Origin of the sequence: Nocardia sp. NPDC005978 (genome assembly GCF_040614455.1) — a bacterium.
In the GTDB taxonomy this organism is placed as follows: domain Bacteria; phylum Actinomycetota; class Actinomycetes; order Mycobacteriales; family Mycobacteriaceae; genus Nocardia.
Window position 1 is genome coordinate 1 of record NZ_JBEXUS010000005.1, and the last position, 17,867, is coordinate 17,867.

Annotated in this window: 14 protein-coding genes; 10 read left to right on the plus strand and 4 right to left on the minus strand. The window is 70.6% G+C overall.

From position 1 onward, the window contains the following. Window positions 1-52: 52 nt before the first annotated feature. Both ABZ319_RS03395 and ABZ319_RS03400 read right to left on the minus strand, forming a co-directional pair. A complete protein-coding gene (locus tag ABZ319_RS03395; protein WP_354984690.1) occupies window positions 53-1,105 on the minus strand; it encodes an alpha/beta fold hydrolase in 1,053 nt (350 codons plus the stop codon). A gap of 159 nt (window positions 1,106-1,264) precedes the next feature. Continuing rightward, on the minus strand, window positions 1,265-1,921 hold the full coding sequence (locus tag ABZ319_RS03400) for a TetR/AcrR family transcriptional regulator (protein ID WP_354984691.1): 657 nt from the start codon (window positions 1,919-1,921) through the stop codon (window positions 1,265-1,267). A 237-nt stretch (window positions 1,922-2,158) separates the two neighbouring features. Between ABZ319_RS03400 and ABZ319_RS03405 the strand changes: the two genes are divergently transcribed. The 8 genes from ABZ319_RS03405 (at window position 2,159) to ABZ319_RS03440 (ending at window position 12,091) form a co-directional block, all read left to right on the plus strand. Then, complete coding sequence (locus ABZ319_RS03405; protein ID WP_354984692.1) at window positions 2,159-3,430, plus strand: hypothetical protein; 1,272 nt, start codon at window positions 2,159-2,161, stop codon at window positions 3,428-3,430. Then, window positions 3,427-4,410, plus strand: coding sequence for a glutamate ABC transporter substrate-binding protein (locus ABZ319_RS03410; RefSeq protein ID WP_354984693.1), 984 nt, complete (start codon window positions 3,427-3,429; stop codon window positions 4,408-4,410). Before ABZ319_RS03405 ends, ABZ319_RS03410 begins: the two co-directional genes overlap by 4 nt. A 6-nt stretch (window positions 4,411-4,416) precedes the next feature. Continuing rightward, the gene (locus ABZ319_RS03415; RefSeq protein WP_354984694.1) at window positions 4,417-5,598 is read left to right on the plus strand and encodes a hypothetical protein; all 1,182 of its coding nucleotides are present in this window, start codon (window positions 4,417-4,419) and stop codon (window positions 5,596-5,598) included. Beyond that, the gene (locus ABZ319_RS03420; protein ID WP_354984695.1) at window positions 5,595-7,880 is read left to right on the plus strand and encodes a tetratricopeptide repeat protein; all 2,286 of its coding nucleotides are present in this window, start codon (window positions 5,595-5,597) and stop codon (window positions 7,878-7,880) included. Before ABZ319_RS03415 ends, ABZ319_RS03420 begins: the two co-directional genes overlap by 4 nt. Then, on the plus strand, window positions 7,877-8,989 hold the full coding sequence (locus ABZ319_RS03425) for a PP2C family serine/threonine-protein phosphatase (protein WP_354984696.1): 1,113 nt from the start codon (window positions 7,877-7,879) through the stop codon (window positions 8,987-8,989). Before ABZ319_RS03420 ends, ABZ319_RS03425 begins: the two co-directional genes overlap by 4 nt. Then, complete coding sequence (locus tag ABZ319_RS03430; RefSeq protein ID WP_354984697.1) at window positions 8,986-10,278, plus strand: VWA domain-containing protein; 1,293 nt, start codon at window positions 8,986-8,988, stop codon at window positions 10,276-10,278. Before ABZ319_RS03425 ends, ABZ319_RS03430 begins: the two co-directional genes overlap by 4 nt. Then, window positions 10,278-10,940: an FHA domain-containing protein gene (locus ABZ319_RS03435; protein WP_354984698.1), complete on the plus strand. Its 663-nt coding sequence runs from the start codon at window positions 10,278-10,280 to the stop codon at window positions 10,938-10,940. Before ABZ319_RS03430 ends, ABZ319_RS03435 begins: the two co-directional genes overlap by 1 nt. Before the next feature lie 131 nt (window positions 10,941-11,071). Next, entirely contained in the window at window positions 11,072-12,091 is a 1,020-nt protein-coding gene (locus ABZ319_RS03440) for a phosphatidylinositol-specific phospholipase C (RefSeq protein WP_354984699.1), read from the plus strand. A gap of 66 nt (window positions 12,092-12,157) precedes the next feature. On the opposite strand, the gene ABZ319_RS03445 is transcribed toward ABZ319_RS03440, so the two are convergent. Next, window positions 12,158-14,539, minus strand: coding sequence for a glycoside hydrolase family 3 C-terminal domain-containing protein (locus ABZ319_RS03445; protein WP_354984700.1), 2,382 nt, complete (start codon window positions 14,537-14,539; stop codon window positions 12,158-12,160). Between the two features lie 185 nt (window positions 14,540-14,724). Here ABZ319_RS03445 and ABZ319_RS03450 point away from each other — a divergent pair, with 185 nt between their 5' ends. After that, the gene (locus ABZ319_RS03450) at window positions 14,725-15,327 is read left to right on the plus strand and encodes a TetR/AcrR family transcriptional regulator (protein ID WP_354984701.1); all 603 of its coding nucleotides are present in this window, start codon (window positions 14,725-14,727) and stop codon (window positions 15,325-15,327) included. A gap of 101 nt (window positions 15,328-15,428) precedes the next feature. Beyond that, window positions 15,429-17,051, plus strand: coding sequence for an FAD-binding protein (locus ABZ319_RS03455; RefSeq protein ID WP_354984702.1), 1,623 nt, complete (start codon window positions 15,429-15,431; stop codon window positions 17,049-17,051). Between the two features lie 18 nt (window positions 17,052-17,069). Here the strand turns inward: ABZ319_RS03455 and ABZ319_RS03460 are convergent, their stop codons facing one another. Beyond that, window positions 17,070-17,867, minus strand: coding sequence for a VOC family protein (locus ABZ319_RS03460; protein WP_354984703.1), 798 nt, complete (start codon window positions 17,865-17,867; stop codon window positions 17,070-17,072).

A 17,867-nucleotide genomic window follows, 5' to 3' on the forward strand; every position in this document is an offset into this window, starting at 1 on the left:
GGACCGCCCGGCGGCGGCGGAGGGAAGGCCCGGCGATCCGGGGCGGACGAGCTCAGAGCTGTCCGCCGCCACCGATCAACCAGGGATTGAATGCGCAGTCGAGTTCCGGCGAAGTCCCGGATCCCAAGGCCCGCAACGCGATCGACGCCGACCGCGGGGAATACAGCATAGTCAGATGATCGGAGAGGTCCTGTTCACAGCCCTCCTGCAGGGTGATGTTCCGGACCGTCGCGCCGGGCCCGGCCTGCAGGAACGTCCACTGGTAGGGGTTGGAGACCTCGTCGTGCCGGGTCCCGACCACCGTGTAGTCGACCCCCGGGACGGTGTCTCCGGCCGCGTTGAGCCGGGCGTAGAAGGACGAGCCCACCACCTGCTGGATGTTCGACTGCCCGAGCATCGGCTGATAGAAGCCCAGGATGTCCAGGCCGAGGTTGTTGATGGCCCGGCCGAGCGCCGCGATTCCCATGAGCGAGGTGCCGTGATTGGTCGCGCCGAAGGAGATGAACTTTCCTATCTTTCCCTCGCCCCCTTCGAATTTGAGGTACTGGCTCGCCACCGGACCGCCCTGCGAGTGCGCCACCACGTCGACCGCGCTCGCCCCGGTCGCCGCGAGCACCCGGTCCACGAACGTCCCGAACTGGCGCGCGGAGTCCTCCATCGGCCCGACCCCGTGCCGGCCGGGCAGCACCGTTCCGACGCCGCCGCCGGTCAGCAGGTTCTCGCGGCCGTAGTTGAAGGCGAAGACGCAATATCCGGCCCGAGCGATGCGCGGCGACAGATACGCGAAGCTGTCGTAGGCGTTCATCCAGGTGCCGTGCAGCAGTACCACCGGGCGGGGGTGTTCCGCACTGGGCCGGCAGTTCCATCTGTTCGCCCCGGGCGGGGCCGCGTCCGGGTGGGTCAGCCCGTATCCGAAGGCGGCGAGGTACGCCGTCACCTCCGGTCCCTCGCCCACCGCGTCGGACGCGACGCTGGCCGTCGCGGAACCGGAATCGCTGCCGGATCCGCTGCCGGTGCCGATATCGGCCCGGGCCACACCGCCCGCGCTCAGCACCGCCAGCGCGGTGACCCCCGCGCACAGTGCGGCGCCCAGCGTCCTGCTCATCGGTCTCATGAAATCTCCCGCCACATCGCGTGAATCGACACTCCGCGTCGAATTCGCTTGCGAACGTAGGGCGATGGCGTGACCGCTGTCACGGGCGCTGTGTCAGATGACAACGCCGCCCGGCGGCGCCGGGCCGCCGGTTGTGGAGATGGACAGCGGTCAGGCCGCCGGGGTGCCCGCGATGGCGATGGCGGTGCGCGTGAACAGGTCCGTCAATTCCGGCAGCGCCGCAGCGCCGCGCTGATGCAGACAGGCTCGCACTCGATCGTCGATGCCGCCCAGCAGCATGTCGACCATCTCCCGATCCGGCTCCGCGGCGAGATCGCCGTCGCGGACCCCGACCCGCGCCACGGCCATGATGTAGTCGGCGAACTTCTCGTGCACCTGGGCGCGCTGGGCGACCAGTCCCGGCCCGGCCGCCAGGGTCTCGACGTACAGCGCCCGGGCCGCGCCGGGCTGGATGGCGAGCATGCCCAGGTAGATCTGGAACGAGAACCGCACCCGATCGGCCCAGCGCACGCCGTCCATGCCCGTGACGGTGGCCTGCAACTGATCCAGGGCCGAGGTCACCGCGAGATCGTAGGCCGCGGCGAAGCACTCGTCCTTGCCGCCGAAGACCGCGTAGAAGGTGCGCCGGGCCACCTGCGCGCGGCTCACGATGTCCGCGACGGTGGTGGCCGCGTACCCCAGCTCACCCACCGCCTCCAGCACCGCGCCGCACAGCCGCTGATACTGCGAGGTGACGACTTCTTCCCGGCTCAGGCCGTGCCGCCCACGCGGCAGCGGTCCGGCCGACCCGATGGCATCCACACTCACACGCCCAGAATATGGCCTGTGCGGACGCGGCGGCGTCCGGCCGCCGGTTCGGCCGGTTCCGGAGCCGGTGCGCGGCCGCGAAATGGCGAATACCCCGTGCGATAAATGGCCGGCGCCGATGCGAAATATCGCACGCCACCAGCGAAATCCAACCGCCCAGAATGCGATCGACACAACCGAAAGCCTCCCGTACCATCGCCGTACGGGGAGTAAGGGCCGGTCGAACGGGGGCACGGTGTGAGGGGTCGTCTTCCGGCGACAATCCGCGACGGGGCGGGGTGGTTGCGGCGTTTCGCGCGTACCGCGCCGGGCCGCATGGGCATGGTCGTGGTGGGTCTGGTGATAGTGAGCCTGGTTTCCGGGCTGGTGTGCGCGAACGAGTTCGGTGACAAACGAACTCGCCGCGACACGGTGTTGCAATACACCGAGCCGCTGGCGAATGCCGCCCAGCGCCTGTACGTCGCGCTCTCGGCGGCGGACGCGGCCGCCTCGGCTGCATTCCTGTCCGGCGGAATCGAATCCACCGAGGTGCGCACCCGATACCGGCAGGCCCTCGCCGACGCCGCCGCGGCACTGGCCGAGGCCACCGCGGGCGCCTCGGATTCGCGGACCCGCGAGATCGTCGCGCGCATCGCCGCCGATCTGCCCACCTACACCGGTCTGGTCGAATCCGCCCGCGCGAACAATCGCCAAGGTTTGCCCGTCGGCTCGGCGTATCTGCGCCAGGCGTCCGAACTCATGCAGGACACCCTGCTCAGCAAGGCGCAGGAACTCGAGCAAACCCGGCTGGCCGCACTGCACGAACAACAGCGCGTCATCTCCGGGCCGCCGCTGCTGGGCGTCGTCCTGCTGGTGCTGCTGCTGATCGGCTGCGCGATCGGCTCCCGAGAGCTGCTGCGGCACACCAATCGCCGGGTCAATCTCGGCGTGCTCACCGCCGGCGGGGCGGCGGCGCTGACCCTGCTGTGGATCGCGAGCGCCACGATCGCGGCCACCACCGCCGTCGACACCGGCGACCACGGCGCCACCGCGCGCTTCGAAACACTCGCCAAGGCCCGGATTCTCGCGCAGCAGGCGCGCACCGAGGAGACGCTGCTGCTGGTCACCCGCGGCGACGTCGACGCCAGCGAGACCCGATACGCCGAGATGAGCACCGCCCTGCGCGACAGTCTGCTCTCGGTACTCAGCGCGGATTCGCCCGCGACACAGGCGTTCTCCAGCTGGCAGGACAGCCACGTCGCCCAGATCGCCTCCTATCGCGGCAACGAGTACAACGCGGCGGTACAGCGCTCCATCGGCGCCGGAACAGACTCCGCCGCAGCCCGTTTCGCCGCCCTCGACGAGGCATTGCGCACCGACCTCGAACAGACCCGCGAGCGGGTGCGCGACGGCGTCGACGCGGCGGGCGACGCATTGATCCTGGCCCCGCAAGGCACCCTGGTCCTGCTGTTCGCCGCGGCCGCCGCGGTCGTGCTCGGGGTCTGGCCACGGTTGAAGGAGTTCCTGTGAGCACACGCCGCCCACGAGTTCGCCTGACCCTGCTGGCCGTCGCGGCCACCCTCGCCGCGGCCTGCGGCGGTAACGCGCCCGACTCGCCGATCCTGATCCTGGACCCTGGACCCGGACTCCCCCCGGGGGCCGCCGAGATCACCGCTGCGCCGGTGGCGACCACCCCCTCGACCTGCGATCCCACCGCGAGTCTGCGCCCGGTCAATCAGCCGCGTTCGGGCGCGATGCCCGCGGGCTCGACCATGGCCTCGATCGTGGAGAGCGGCAAGCTGCGGGTCGGGGTCGACCAGAACCTCTTCCTGTTCAGCGTCCGCAATCCCGCGACCAATGTGCTCGAGGGTTTCGACATCGATATCGCCAAGGAGATCTCCCAGGACCTGTTCGGGGATCCGGGCCGGGTCGAGCTGCATCCCATCGATACCGCCAATCGGGTGAGCGCACTGGTCCAGAACCAGGTCGACCTCGTGGTGCAGACGTTCTCCGCGACCTGTGAGCGCCGCCGCGAAATCGAGTTCTCCAGTATCTATTTCACGACCCAGCAGCGCATTCTCACCGTCAAGGGCAATGGCATCGAGTCCGCCGCGGATCTCAAAGGCCGCCGGGTGTGCGCGCTACGCGGCACCACCACCCTGGAAGCGATCTTCAAACTGCCGAATCGGCCCACGGTGATCGGCATGAACAATTGGCTCGATTGCCTGACCGCGCTGCAACAGGGTCAGGTCGACGCGGCGAGCACCGATATGCCCATTCTGGCGGGCCTGCGCAAGCAGGATCCGAATCTGCACATCGTCGGTGAGTCACTGGCCGCGGACAATTACGCGGTCGGGGTGCAGAAGAAGGACACCGACCTCGTGCGTTTCGTCAATGGCGTACTCGAGCGAATTCGCAACGACGGCACCTGGACTCGGCTCTTCCAGAAACACCTGGCGGGCGAACTCGACCCCGTCGCCGGTCCGCCCGCGCCCCGATATCTCGACTGAGCGGCCATGACGGGGACATCGGGCCGCACCTTGACCACCGCCGAGATAGACCATGACATCGGCGCGCGCGAACGCGAAATCGACGCCATCGCCACCACCCTGGTGGAATTGGACCGGCATACCGGGCTGCAACTGGTGCGCCGCTGCCCGCCGACCGGCCGCACCGCCGAGCGCTGGGCTCCGGCGCACACGGCGCTGGACGGGCTGTGGGCGGACTTCGGACGCCTGCGGGACCTGATCGACCGGGTGCACGCCGCCCGCGCGCGCCGGCGACTCGAGAGCCGCGATCGCGCCGAACTCACCCGGCTGTTGCGCGGACAGCCGGTGGAACTCGTGCGCGTCCCGATTCCCCTGGCGCAGCGCGCACTCGACGGCCCCGCCGAACGGGTGGAGTTCGCGGGGTTCGGGGACCTGCTGGCCCGGATGCGCGCCGGATTTCCGGGCATCGTCGAGGTGCTCGACGCGATCGAGGGCTCGCACCTGCGCGCCGTGAGCCGGATCGCGCCGGTGCGAGCCGAGATCGCCACGCTCACCGAGCTGCCCGAATCACACTCGTGCGCAACCGATATCGCCGTGCTGGCCGCTCGCGCGGACACCGACCCGCTGGCGCTGACCAAGACCGAGCTCGACGACCGGCTGGGCGAGATCGCCTCCCGGATAAATGATCTCACCGCCCGGCGCGCCGAGATCGAGGCCATCACCCGGGACCGGGGTGACACGATCGCAAGGCTGCGCGCGCGGGTGGACACCTTGCGCGCGACCCACGAGCGCGCCGGCCTCGCACGCCTCGCGGTCGAGCGCACGATTCTCGCCGGCCCGATCCCCCGCCCAGCCGATCACAGCCTCGCGCTGGGCGCCGAGGTCACCGCGCTGGCGGCCGATTCGGCCGCGCCCGCCGAGCTGCTGCTGGATCTGCGGCGACGGCTCACCGCGGCCATCGCCGCGGCCACCGAATCCGAGGAACTCGCGCTGAACCTGCTGGACCGGCGATCCGAGCTGCGCGGGCGACTGTCCGCGTACCGGGCCAAGGCCGCACGCCTGGGTGTCAGCGAGGACCGCGACGTGCTCGCCACCGACCGCATCGCCGCCGGCCTGCTCACCCGCAGACCCTGCGATCTCGCCGCCTGCACGCGGGCCGTCGCGGACTATCGGCAACTCATCGCGCAGAAATCCGGGAGACGACCGTGACTTGCACCGAACCGGATTGCACCGGAACCATCGGGCCGGACGGCTATTGCGACGTCTGCGGATTCGCGCCCGCACCGCAGCCCGCCGCGCCACCCCGGCCCGCCACCGCCGTGCAGCACAGCGGCACCCTCGGCCCCGCCTCCGGCCCGGTCACCGCGGGCGGCACCGCCTGGTCCGCGAGTCATTCGGTGCGCACGGGCAGTTCGCGTTCGGGACAGGCCGGACGGGGCAGACTGGGCGCGGGCATGGTCAAGATCCCGCCGGTGGCGCCCATCGATCCGGCCTCCGCGGTCATGGCCGATCCGGTGGTGCCGGAGAACCAGCGCCACTGCGGGCAGTGCGATCAGCCGGTGGGCCGCAGTCGCGGCGACAAGCCCGGGCGGCCCGAGGGCTTCTGCGGCAACTGCGGTACCCGGTTCTCCTTCACGCCCAAGCTCGTTCGCGGCGAACTGCTCAGCGGCCAGTACGAGGTGCTCGGCCCGCTGGCGCACGGCGGCCTCGGCTGGATCTACCTGGCCATCGACCACAAGCTCGACTTCCGGCCGGTGGTGCTCAAGGGCCTGCTCAACACCGGGGACGCCGACGCCATGCGCGCGGCGGTGGCCGAACGGCGCTTCCTGTCCCGGGTGAAACATCCGAATGTGGTGTCGATTCACAACTTCACCGAGGAGATCGGCGCGGACGGTGTACCGGTCGGGTACATCGTCATGGACTACATCGGCGGCACCTCGCTCAAGGAGCTGCTGCGGCGCCGGCGCGAATCCGAGGGCACGTATCTGCCGCCCGCCCAAGCCATCGCGTACGTCCTGGAAATGCTGCCCGCGCTGGGCTACCTGCACTCGCGCGGGCTGGCCTACTGTGATTTCAAGCCGGACAACGTGATGCAGGCCGAGGAACAGCTGATCCTCATCGACCTCGGCGCGGTCATCAGCATGAACGACGAGCACAGCGCCATCTACGGCACCCCGGGCTATCAAGCCCCCGAGGTCGCGCACACCGGACCCACCGTCGCCTCGGAGTGCTACACGGTCGGGCGCACCCTGGCGGTCCTGCTGATGAAGATCCCGCAGGTGGACGGCAAGCTCGGCCCACTGCCCACCCCGGACGCCGAACCCCTGCTGGCCCGGCACGATTCGCTGTACCGCTTCCTGCGGCGCGCGACCCACGACGATCCGCAGGCCCGCTTCGGCTCCATGGAGGAGATGGCGGACCAGCTCACCGGGGTGTTGCGCGAGGTGCTCGCCGCCGAGGACGGCCAGGCTCGGCCGGGACTGTCGGCGTGCTTCGGGCCACCGCGCGCGGTCTTCGGTATCGGGGACGCGCTGGCCGATGATCCCGCCGCCGTCATCGCGGCGCTGCCGGTCCCGCTGGTCGATCCCGCCGACACCGGCGCGGCACTGCTGGCCAGTTCCACCGCGGTGCGCCCCGACGAACTCGAACGCGAACTCACCGCGGGTTTGAAGGCGGTCATCACCGGCAAAGACGAGTCGGTGGAGATTCCGCTCCGATTGCTGCGCGCCGCGCTCGAGTTCGGCGACGTCGCCGACGCCGAGCGCAGGCTGAACGAGCTCGACGATTCCTTCGCCGGGGATTGGCGGCCGACCTGGTATCGCAGTCAGCTGCTACTGCTGCGGCGCGATTGGCCCGCCGCCGCGGGCGAACTCGACGCGCTGTACACCGCGCTGCCCGGTGAGCCCGCGCCCAAGCTCGCGCTCGCGGTCACCGCGGAGTTGATGGCGCGGCACGGCAACGGCGCGGATCCCGAACCGGCCCTGCGCCGTTCGGCGCAGTACTACGAGATGGTGTGGCGCACCGACCGCTCCTACGCCAGCGCCGCCTTCGGCGCGGCGCGGCTGCGCCGCTCGGTGCACGATCGCGCCGGGGCGGTCGCGGTGCTCGATCAGGTGGATCGCGCCTCGGCGGTGCACACCGAGGCCGGGGTGGCCGCGGTCGACACCCTGCTGTCCGTCGATCGCCCGGGCGAGCTCACCGAGGCCCTGCTGCGCGATGCCGGGGCGCGGATCGAACACCTCACCCTGGACTCCAAACGTCGTGCCGCACAGGCACGTATGCGGGTGCTCGACGCGGCGCTGCAATGGCTGCGCCTGGGCCGGGCGCCCGTGGATCCCGCGCCGCTGCTGGGGGTGACCCTCGATCAGCAGGGCGTGCGGACCGGACTGGAACGCTGCTACCGGGAGCTGGCCCGGGAGACCGACGATATGTGGGAGCGCATCGCCCTCGTGGAACAAGCCAACACCGTCCGCCCCAGGACCACCCTGTGAACGCCCGCTGCGGGGTCTGCGGCGCCTTCGCCGCCGAGACCGACCGCTTCTGTGAGGAATGCGGCCGCGAACTCGTACCGCAGCGCATCGCCCTGCCGCCCGACGGCGGTGTCTTCGCGCCCGCCGCGGTCACCCTGCCCGCCGGTGAACCCGCGCTCGCGGGCGGCGCGTCGCCGCTGACCGGCACCACCGTCACCTTCGACGACGCCGCCCCCGGACCCTGCGACGGCTGCGGCGGAGACGTTTTCGACGCCGACGGCTTCTGCGCGGGCTGTGGCCGGCGCCCGCGCGTGCGCGATCGCTTCGAAGCCGACCTCGGCATCACCTGCGTGGTCACCGATCGCGGACACAGCCACGCGCACAACGAGGACGCCGTCGCGGCCGCCCGGCTGACCGATGCCGGCGGCTCCGCCGGAGTGGTCATCGCCGTCTGCGACGGGGTGTCGAGTTCGGAAGACCCGCAGGCGGCCTCGGGCGCCGCGGTGCGCGCCGGGGTCGAGGCGACCCTGGCGGCGCTGTCCGCCGCGCGCCCCGCCGAAGAGGCGGTACTGGCCGGGCTCACCGCCGCCGGCAAAGCGGTGCACGACATCGGCACCCCCGACGGCCGCGCCCCGTCCTGCACGTATGTCTCGGCGCTCGTGCTGTTCGACGACCTCGGCGGCGCGCGGGTCACCATCGCCAATGTCGGTGACAGCCGGGCCTATTGGCTGCGGTCCGAACCCACCGGCTCCCAGCGCCTCACCCTGGACGACTCCCTCGCGCAGGAATTGGTCAACTCCGGAGCCATGGACGAGAACGCCGCGATGAGCGCGCCGCACGCGCACGTGCTGACCCGCTGGCTCGGCGCGGACAACGAGCGGCACGGCTGGTCCCCGGACTGCGTGCGCACCACCCACATCGGCGAACCCGGTGTCCTGCTGCTGTGCAGCGACGGACTGTGGAACTACCTGCCCGAGCCCGCGGATCTGGCGCGCATAGCCACCGGCGGGCCGCCGGTGGCCGCGTCCCGCGCACTGGTCGACTACGCGCTGCAGGCGGGCGGCAAGGACAACATCACCGTCGCACTGGTTCCCGTTCCGTTCTCCGAGCGAGTAGGAGATGCACCATGAGTTCCGCAGAGACACCCGGCCTTTCGGTCTTCATCGACCAGAACGAGTATCTGGCCGAGGGGGTGCGCACCGTCGACGCGATCATCAGCGTCGAGACATCGGACGATCTCATGGTGGCCGCGCCCGCGCAGGAGCGCGTGGAGATCTTGATCATCGACTGCTCGGGTTCCATGGCCGGGGCGGACAAGTTCCCCGGCGCGCGCCGCGCCACCCTGGCGGCGCTGGACGTCCTGCCGGACGGCTGCCGGTTCGCCATCGTCGAGGGCACCGACAAGGCCGAGGTGGTGTACCCGCGCGACGGCGCGACCGCGGTGGCCGACCGCGCGACCCGCCAGGCGGCGCGGCTGGCGCTGGACAAGCTGCATCCGCACGGCGGCACCGCCATGGGCACCTGGCTCGGGCTGTCCCGCATGATCGCCCAGCGCCATCCCACCGCCATGGTGCACGCCATCCTGCTCACCGACGGCCGCAACGAACACGAGACCTCCGAGCGGCTGGCCGGGGAGATCCGCGCTTCGGAGGGCCTGTTCACCTGTGACTGCCGCGGCGTCGGAACCGATTGGGAGCCCGCCGAACTGGAGGCAATCGCGGCCGCGCTGCACGGCACGGTCGACATCGTCAAGACGCCCGATCTGCTCGCCGCCGATTTCGCGGCCATGATGCATTCCTCACTGGCCAAGGCGATTCCGGAGCTCACCCTGCGGGTGTGGACACCCGTGGGGGCGCGCGTCAAACTGCTCAAGCAGGTCGATCCCACCCTCGAGGACTTCACCGGACGCCGCACCGAACCGTCCGCGCAGATCGGGGAATACCCGCTCGGGCCGTGGGGCGCGGAGGAGCGCGGGTACCACATCCAGCTGGAACTGGAGCCCGCCCCGGCCGGGCGCGAAAAGCTCGCAGCCCGAGTCAGTGTCGTGGCCGACGGCGAGGTCATCGGCCAGGGCCTGGTGAAGGCGGTGTGGACGACCGACACGGATCTGTCCGCGCGGATCAGCCGCCGGCTGGCCCACTACACCGGCCAGGCCGAGCTGGCCCAGGCCGTGCAGGAGGGTCTGGCGGCGCGCAAGCGCGGCGATCTCGCCGTCGCCACCGCCAAACTGCAGCGCGCGGTCGAGCTGGCCCGCGAATCCGGCAACGAGAACACCGCCAAACTGCTCAAGGCGGTGGTCGAGGTGGAGGAGAGCACCGGCACCGTGCGGCTGCGCTCGAGCGTAGACGCCGCGGATGAGATGGCACTGAACGTGCGGTCCCGCAAGACCGTTCGCGTACGCGGGGAGGCGGACAAGTAATGCCGAGCTGTCCCGAGGGCCACGAGTCGGTCGCCACCGACTACTGCGACTACTGCGGTTCGCCCATGGCCGCCGAACCGCTGGCCACCACCCTGCAGGTCACCGAGTGCCCGGGGTGCGGGGCCCTGATGGAGGGCCGCTACTGCGAGGATTGCGGCTTCGATTCGGTGCTCGGCGCACCGGAACCGGTTGCCGCCGCGCCGATTCCGCCGCCGCCCGCCGTGGACTCGCCCCGGCCCGCGCCGGATATCGCACCGGCGTGGGTGGCGACCATCACCGCCGATCCCGCGCATTTCCAGCGCATGCGCGCGCAGAAGGGGCCGGACATGGACCGCGTGGACTTCCCCGCCTACTATCCCGCGCGCCGAATCCCGTTGCCCGAGGGCGACATTCTCATCGGCAAGCGCAGCACCTCGCAGGGGGTGAATCCGGAGATCGACCTGTCCATCGCCCCCGCCGATATCGCGGTGTCCCGCTCGCACGCGATCCTGCGCCGGACGGAGGCGGCGATGACGGTCACCGACCTGGGGTCCACCAACGGCACGTGCGTCAACGACAGCCCGACGCCGATCCCGGCCCGCACGGCCGTCCCGCTGCGCCCGGGTGATCGCATCCATGTCGGCGGCTGGACCACCATCACCCTCACCACCGAACCATCCTGATCAGCGTGCTCGGGACCGGATTCCCGGCGGCGAGAATCCACCGAATCCACCATGCTGGTCCGGCGTCCAAGTTAGGCTCCCGGCTCGAATACGCACGTTCGCGTGCGAAGCTCGCAGACCGAGGGACCCGAATGAAGCTGACTCGCCGAGAGTTCGTCCGTGCCACCGTGGCCGCCGCCGCGGGCGCCGCCGCCACCGGACTCGCCGTCTCGGGGGCGCAGGCCGCGCCGTCGCAGCGCACCCTCGGCGCACCGCGGGCCTGGATGTCGGCGCTGCCGGACAGCACCTCGATGCTGCGGCTGACCATCCCGGGCACTCACGATTCGGTCTGCGTGGATCCCGCGAACGGCACCGAGTGGGCGCACACCCAGAACTGGGATCTGGCCGCCCAGTTCGAGCACGGCATCCGGTTCCTCGATATCCGCCTGAACGGTCTGCAGGACCACATGGGCGATTCGTTCGGCCTCTATCACGGCCCCGCGTATCAGGGCATCACCTTCGACGGCGTCCTGAACCGCTGCCGCACCTTCCTGACCGCGAGCTCCGACGAGGTGCTCGTCATGCGGGTCAAGAAGGAGGACGGCACCGAGAATGACGTCGGCGCGGATTTCGCCCGCGTCTTCGACGGCTACCTCGATGCCAAGGGGTACCGCCCGCTGTTCTGGATCGGCGACCGGATGCCCACCCTCGGCGAGGCGCGCGGCCGCATCGTGCTGATCACCCAGTTCGCCAATGCCCTGCCCGCGCTGCGCTGGCCCGCCGGCGACAACGGCACCTTCACCGACGGCCGTTTCCACCTGCAGGACCGGTACAAGGGCAAGGGACTCATGGGCCTGGACTCCGGGTCCGCGGGCGGCTCGGCCAGCGGCTCCGGCGACACCGCGTCCTCGGGCGGCGACAAGTTCGACCACGTGCGAGCCTGTTTCGACAAGGCAGCCGCCGACCCGGAGAACACCCTGCAGTACATCAACTTCCTGAGCTACGCCGACAACGCCTGGCCCAAGGACAACGCCAAGGCGATCCTGCCGAAGGTGGAGCGGTACCTCACCGAGAACCGCTCCCGCACCGCGCATTACGGCATCGTCGCGATGGACTTCCCGGATTTGTTCCCCAACATCGTGGACCTGCTGCTGGAGAAGAACTTCGGCTGATCTCGTCGGCGGGCGAGCACCGGGCCCGGACCAACCCCGCGAACCCGGCGTCGCGCCCCGGCGACCTCAGGCGATATCGGCCGTCAGCGGCAGGTCGTCGACCGAGGTTCCGATGTGCAGGGTGAAGGTGCCCGGTTCGACGGACCAGCCGGTCTCGGTCCAGTTCTCGAAGGCCCGGGCCGGCAATTCGATGGTGGCGGTGGCGGATTCGCCGGGCGCGACGATCAGCGCGGTGAAGGCGGCGAGCCAGCGAACCGGGCGATCCACCGCGCTGTCCGGGCGGGACAGGTACGCCTGCACCACCTGGCGGCCCGGGCGGTCGCCGGTGTTGCGCACGGTGACGGTCGCGGTCCGGCCGGACACGGCGGGATCGGACAGTTCCCACGTGGTGTAGCCCAGGCCGTGGCCGAACGGATAGGCCGGGGCCACACCGGATTTCAGCCAGGCGCGGTAGCCGATGTGGATGCCCTCGGTGTACGGCAGGGTGTTGTCGGCGGCGGGCTTGGTGTCCAGCACCGGCACGTCGGCCATTACCTTGGGCCAGGTGGTGGGCAACCGGCCGCCGGGTTCGGCCGCACCGGTGAGCACATCGGCCAGCGCCGCGCCGAACTCCTGGCCTGGGAACCAGGTCAGCAGCACCGCGGCGACGTCGTCGCGCCACGGCATTTCCACCGGCGCACCGGAATTCACCACCACGATGGTGCGCGGGTTGACCGCGGCGACGGCGGCGACCAGTTCGTTCTGCCGTCCCGGCAGTTCCAGATTCTTGCGGTCGAAGCCCTCGGATTCGATCTGTTCGGTGGTGCCGACCACCACGACGGCCACCTCGCTGGTGCGCGCCAGTTCCACCGCCGCCGCGAACTCCTCGTCGGAGGCCCGGCGCGGACGGCCCACCGCGTAGGTGATGCCCATGGCGGGCAGTCCCTGCGCCGTCGCGGGCGCGAGCCGGATGCGCACCTCGACCTCCTGCCCGTCGGCCAGTTCCCGGGTCACGAAGCGCTGCGGCGGATTCAACAGCAGTTCCACCGGATCCGAGCCCTCGGGGAGCACGGTTTCGGTGAGCACCGTCTCGCCGTCGATCGCCAAGCGCAACTCGCCCACCCCCGCGAAGCCGATCCGCCACTCCCCCGCCATATCGGCGCGCAGGCGACCGGTGAGTTCGAAGGCGTCGGCGCGCACGGCGTTCGGGTTGCCGAAGAGCATGAGGTTGCCCGCGGCGCGGTGCTCGGTCTCGAGCACCCGATCACCGCCGAGGTAGCGCAGCGAGAGCCCGGGCGTGCCGGTCTCGGGATCGGTGACCAGGGTCAGGGGCACCGGGATCAGGTGATCGCTCAGGTGCACGCCGGGCGTGTACTCCACCGGCAGCACCGCCGAAAGCCCTTCCAGCGGTGCGGTGGTGTGGCCCGGGATGACCGTGGCGCTGCCCCCGCCCATGAAACGCGGTTCGGCCGCGGCCGCGCCGAGCAGGGCGACCCGGGTGGCCGGGGCCAACGGCAGCGTGCCGTCGTTGCGGGCCAGCACCATCGCCTTGGCCGCGGCCTCGCGCACCAGCCGCTGCGCCGTTTCGTCGGTGAAAGCCGGTGGAGCCGTCGGTGTTCCGTTCAGCGCACCCACCCGCACGGCGAAACGCAGTATGCGCCGCACCTTCTCGTCGATCGCGGCCTCGGGCACCTCCCCGGCGCGGACGGCCGCCAGCAGCGGCGCGCCCCACAGCTCCCACGGCCCCGGCATGGCGATATCGGTGCCCGCCGCCGCGCCGGCCGTGCTGCGCACCGCGGTCCAGTCCGACGCCACCACGCCGTCGAATCCCCACTCGCCCTTCAAAGGCTCGGCCAGCAAAGGGTTCTCGGTCATGGTGACGCCGTTGACCGAGTTGTAGGCGTCCATGATCATCCACGCGCCCGCGCCGACCGCGCGCTCGAACGGGTACAGGTACAGCTCGCGCAGGGTGCGCTCGTCGGCGATGACATCCGCGGTGAAGCGCTCGGTCTCGGAATCGTTGGCCACGTAGTGTTTCGGGCACGCGCTCACCCCGTGCGCCTGCACGGCCGACACGTACGCCGCGGCCATCTCCCCGGTGAGCACCGGGTCCTCGGAGAAGCATTCGAAGTGCCGCCCACCCAGCGGGGACCGATGCAGATTGATCGTCGGCCCGAGCACCGCGTACACGTTCTTGCGCCGTGCCTCCGCGGCGATGAGCCCGCCGATCTCGCCGAGCAGTTCCCGGTCCCAGGTCGCGGCCAGCGCGGTACCCGAGGGCAGGCTCACCGACGGATCTCGCTCGTCCCACAGCTCGCCGCGCACGCCGGACGGGCCGTCCGACACCGGCATCTCGGCCAGGCCGATGCTCTCCTCGCCCGCGAACCGGAAGACGCCCGAACCGGACACCAGCCGCACCTTGGCTTCCAGATCCAGCTTGGCGAGCAGGTCGCCGATGACCTCGTTCATGCCGTGTCCTCTCAGAATTCGAGCGGTTCCGCCGCGTTCGGGCGCCGGTGGGCGAACGACCCGGGCCCGTCGGCTCGAGTGTGCCAGCGCGCCCCCAGCCTACCGAGCGGACACTAGGTAGAGTTATCGTTTCGTTACCATTGCCGATTCGGGCAACCTCGCGCACCGGACTACTGTCCGTGCTCATGAGTCCGCATCCCCAGCGCCGCAGACGGGGCGAGGACCGCCGCGAGCAGATCATCGACGAGGCCCTGAAAACCTTCGCCGACAACGGATATCGCAATGCCTCGATCGCCGAGATCGCCACCCGCTGCGGCCTGTCCCAGCCCGGGCTGCTGCACTACTTCCCCACCAAGGCCGCGCTACTCTCGGCCGTGCTGGACCATCGCGATCGGCTGGATTACGAACGCCTGGGCTTCGAACACGGCCTGCGCGGGATCGAGGCGCTCGAGCGTCTGGCCCGGCTGGTCGAACACAACATGCACGTCCCCGGCCTGGTCCGGCTGTTCACCGTGGTGACCGGGGAGGCCGTGACCGCCGACCATCCCGCGCGCGACTGGGTGGTGAATCGCTACCGCACGGTCGAGACGTTCCTCGCGAGGGCCCTGGACGACGGCGTCACCGACGGTGACATCCGCGCCGATGTGGACACCCTCGCGCTCGCCCGGCAGATCATGGCCATGATGGACGGGTTACAGCTACAGTGGCTACTCGCGCCCGAACGCGTGGATATGGGCCGGCTGTTCCGCTCGTACATAGACGAGGTCACCGCGCACATCGCGGCCTGATTCGGCTACTTACCGGACACCGGACCCGCGTGGCGAGCATCACTAGAACGCGTTATAGTTCTGTCCATTTGCCAAGGGTGGACGGTGACTCCGTTCGGAAGGTGGGCGACGCGACGATGCGAACCTGGGACACTTCGGCCGATGTGGTCGTCGTCGGATACGGCGGGGCCGGTGTGGTCGCCGCGCTGGCGGCGCGCGAAACCGGTGCGGAGGTTCTGGCCATCGACCGGTACATCGGCGGCGGCGCGACCGCGCTGTCCGGCGGCATCGTCTACGCGGGCGGCGGCACCTGGGTGCAGCGCGCGGCCGGCATCGAGGACGACGTCGACAACATGCTGGCCTACCTGCGCGCCGAGGTCGGCGACGCGGTGAGCGAGCAGACCCTGCGCCGATTCTGCGAGGGCTCGGCGGCCATGATCGACTGGATGACCGGGCACGGCGTCCCGTTCGATCCGTCGCTGTGCCCGTACAAGACCTCGTACCCCACCGACGACCACTACCTGTACTACTCCGGTAGCGAAAACTCCGGCGGCTTCCGGGAATTGGCGCGCCCGAGCCAGCGCGGCCATCGCGCGCACGGCCGCGGCGTCTCCGGGAAGAAGATCTTCCAGCCGCTGGCGGCATCGGCGGCCAAGCGCGGTGTCAAGGCGCAAACCGCCACCCGCGCAACGGGACTCATCGTCGAGAACGGACGCGTGGTCGGCGTGCACGCCACCACCCTGGCCGACGCGCCCGCCAAGGTGCTGCGCCGGTTCACGCTGCTGTCCAAGATCTCCGCGAAACCCGGTGTGTACCACCCGGGTCTGCGCAAGGCCGTGCAGGCGCAGCTGGATCGCCTCGAACGCCGCTACGGCCGGCCGATCAGCATCCAGGCCCGCTCCGGGGTCGTCGTGACCACCGGCGGCTTCATCGCCAACGGCGCCATGGTGAACAAGCACGCCCCCACCTACCCGTGGGCCGAGGGCCTGCCGCTGGGCACCGCCGGTGACGACGGCAGCGGCATCACCATGGCCCAGGAGATCGGCGCGGCCGTCGGCAAGATGGACGCCATGTCGACGTGGCGGTTCATCGCACCCCCGAGCGCCTTCTTCGGTTCCATCGCGGTGGATGCCAACGGCCAGCGCATGATCGACGAATCGCGGTACGGCGCGGCGCTGGGCGCGGCCATCGCCACCAGCCCGGGCAATCGCGCGTGGCTGCTGCTGGACGCCGAACTCGAGGCCGAGGCGCGCCGTCAGATCGGCCCGCAGTCGGTGTGGTTCCAGCGCATGCAGGCCGAACGGCTGCTGCGCGTGGGCCGGGTCACCGGCAACACGATCGAAGAGGTCGCCGCGCGCGCGGGCATCGAACCGGCCGCGTTGCGCAAGACCGTGGACGCGCACAACCGGGCGATCGCCGGGAACCTGCCCGACCCGATGGGCAAGCCCGCCGACATCCGTCGTTCGCTGCTGGCGGGACCCTTTGCGCTGCTGGACATCTCGTTCAAGGCGCGGCTGAGCTATCCGATGCCCATGCTTACCCTGGGCGGGCTGCTGGTCGACGAGGACACCGGGGCGGTGCGCACCGAGGACGGCGGCACCATTCCCGGTCTCTTCGCGGCCGGGCGCGCGGCCGTTGGCGTCTGCTCGAACTCGTACGTCAGCGGGCTCTCGATCGCCGACTGCGTGTTCTCCGGACGCCGGGCGGGCGCGCACGCCGTCGAGCCGGTGGCTCAGCTGAGCTGACGCGGCCCGCGGCTCGGGTCAGCCCGGCTGACTCTCGCTGCGGATCACGCCGAAGCGGGCGCCGAAGGGGTCGGACAGTTTGGCGAAGCGTCCGGCCCCGGCCATGGTCACCGCCGGTGAGCGCACCGCGCCACCGAGTTCGAGGGCCTTGGCCACCACCGCGTCCACGTCCTCGACCTCGAAGTACGCCAGCCAGTACGGCCCGGTCGCGGCTTCCACCGGATCGCTGTCCAGGGGCACGATGCCCGCGAACATCCCGTCGGGACCCTGGTCGGCCGGGTTGACGGTGGTGTATTCGCCCGCGCCCTCGGGCATCTCGACGGCGGTGAAGTCGTGGCCGAAGACCGCGTTGTAGAACGGCTGCGCGCCGGTGGTGTCGCCGGTGTACAGCTCGAGCCAGCTCAGCGAGCCGGGCGTGGTGACCGCTTCGAGCCCGCCCATGTCCCCCGGCTGCCAGGATGCGAAGGCGACGCCGGCGGGATCGGCGTACACCGCCATGCGGCCCAGGCTGCCCACGTCCATGGGCTGGGCGAGCACGCTGCCGCCGTTCGCGGCGACGGCCTTGGCGGTGGTGTCGGTGTCGGGCGACTGGAAGTAGACGGTCCAGCCGGGTTCGCCCTGATCCGCGGTGACCTGCATCGCGCCGCCGATCGACTTGCCGTCCACCAGGAACTGGCTGTAGCCGCCGAACTCCGCGCCGCCGGGCGCGAACGTCCAGCCCAGCAGGCCGGTGTAGAACGCGGCGGCGGCCTCGATGTCCGGGGTGGACACGTCGATCCAGTTCGGGGAGCCGGTGACGAAACGGGTGGTGAGCAT

Coding starts and splice junctions, on each gene's coding strand:
- ABZ319_RS03395 (WP_354984690.1), bottom strand. CDS start 1,105: ATGAGCAGGACGCTGGGCGCCGCACTGTGCGCGGGGGTCACCGCGCTG.
- ABZ319_RS03415 (WP_354984694.1), top strand. CDS start 4,417: ATGACGGGGACATCGGGCCGCACCTTGACCACCGCCGAGATAGACCAT.
- ABZ319_RS03430 (WP_354984697.1), top strand. CDS start 8,986: ATGAGTTCCGCAGAGACACCCGGCCTTTCGGTCTTCATCGACCAGAAC.
- ABZ319_RS03435 (WP_354984698.1), top strand. CDS start 10,278: ATGCCGAGCTGTCCCGAGGGCCACGAGTCGGTCGCCACCGACTACTGC.
- ABZ319_RS03440 (WP_354984699.1), top strand. CDS start 11,072: ATGAAGCTGACTCGCCGAGAGTTCGTCCGTGCCACCGTGGCCGCCGCC.
- ABZ319_RS03445 (WP_354984700.1), bottom strand. CDS start 14,539: ATGAACGAGGTCATCGGCGACCTGCTCGCCAAGCTGGATCTGGAAGCC.
- ABZ319_RS03450 (WP_354984701.1), top strand. CDS start 14,725: ATGAGTCCGCATCCCCAGCGCCGCAGACGGGGCGAGGACCGCCGCGAG.
- ABZ319_RS03460 (WP_354984703.1), bottom strand. CDS start 17,867: ATGCTCACCACCCGTTTCGTCACCGGCTCCCCGAACTGGATCGACGTG.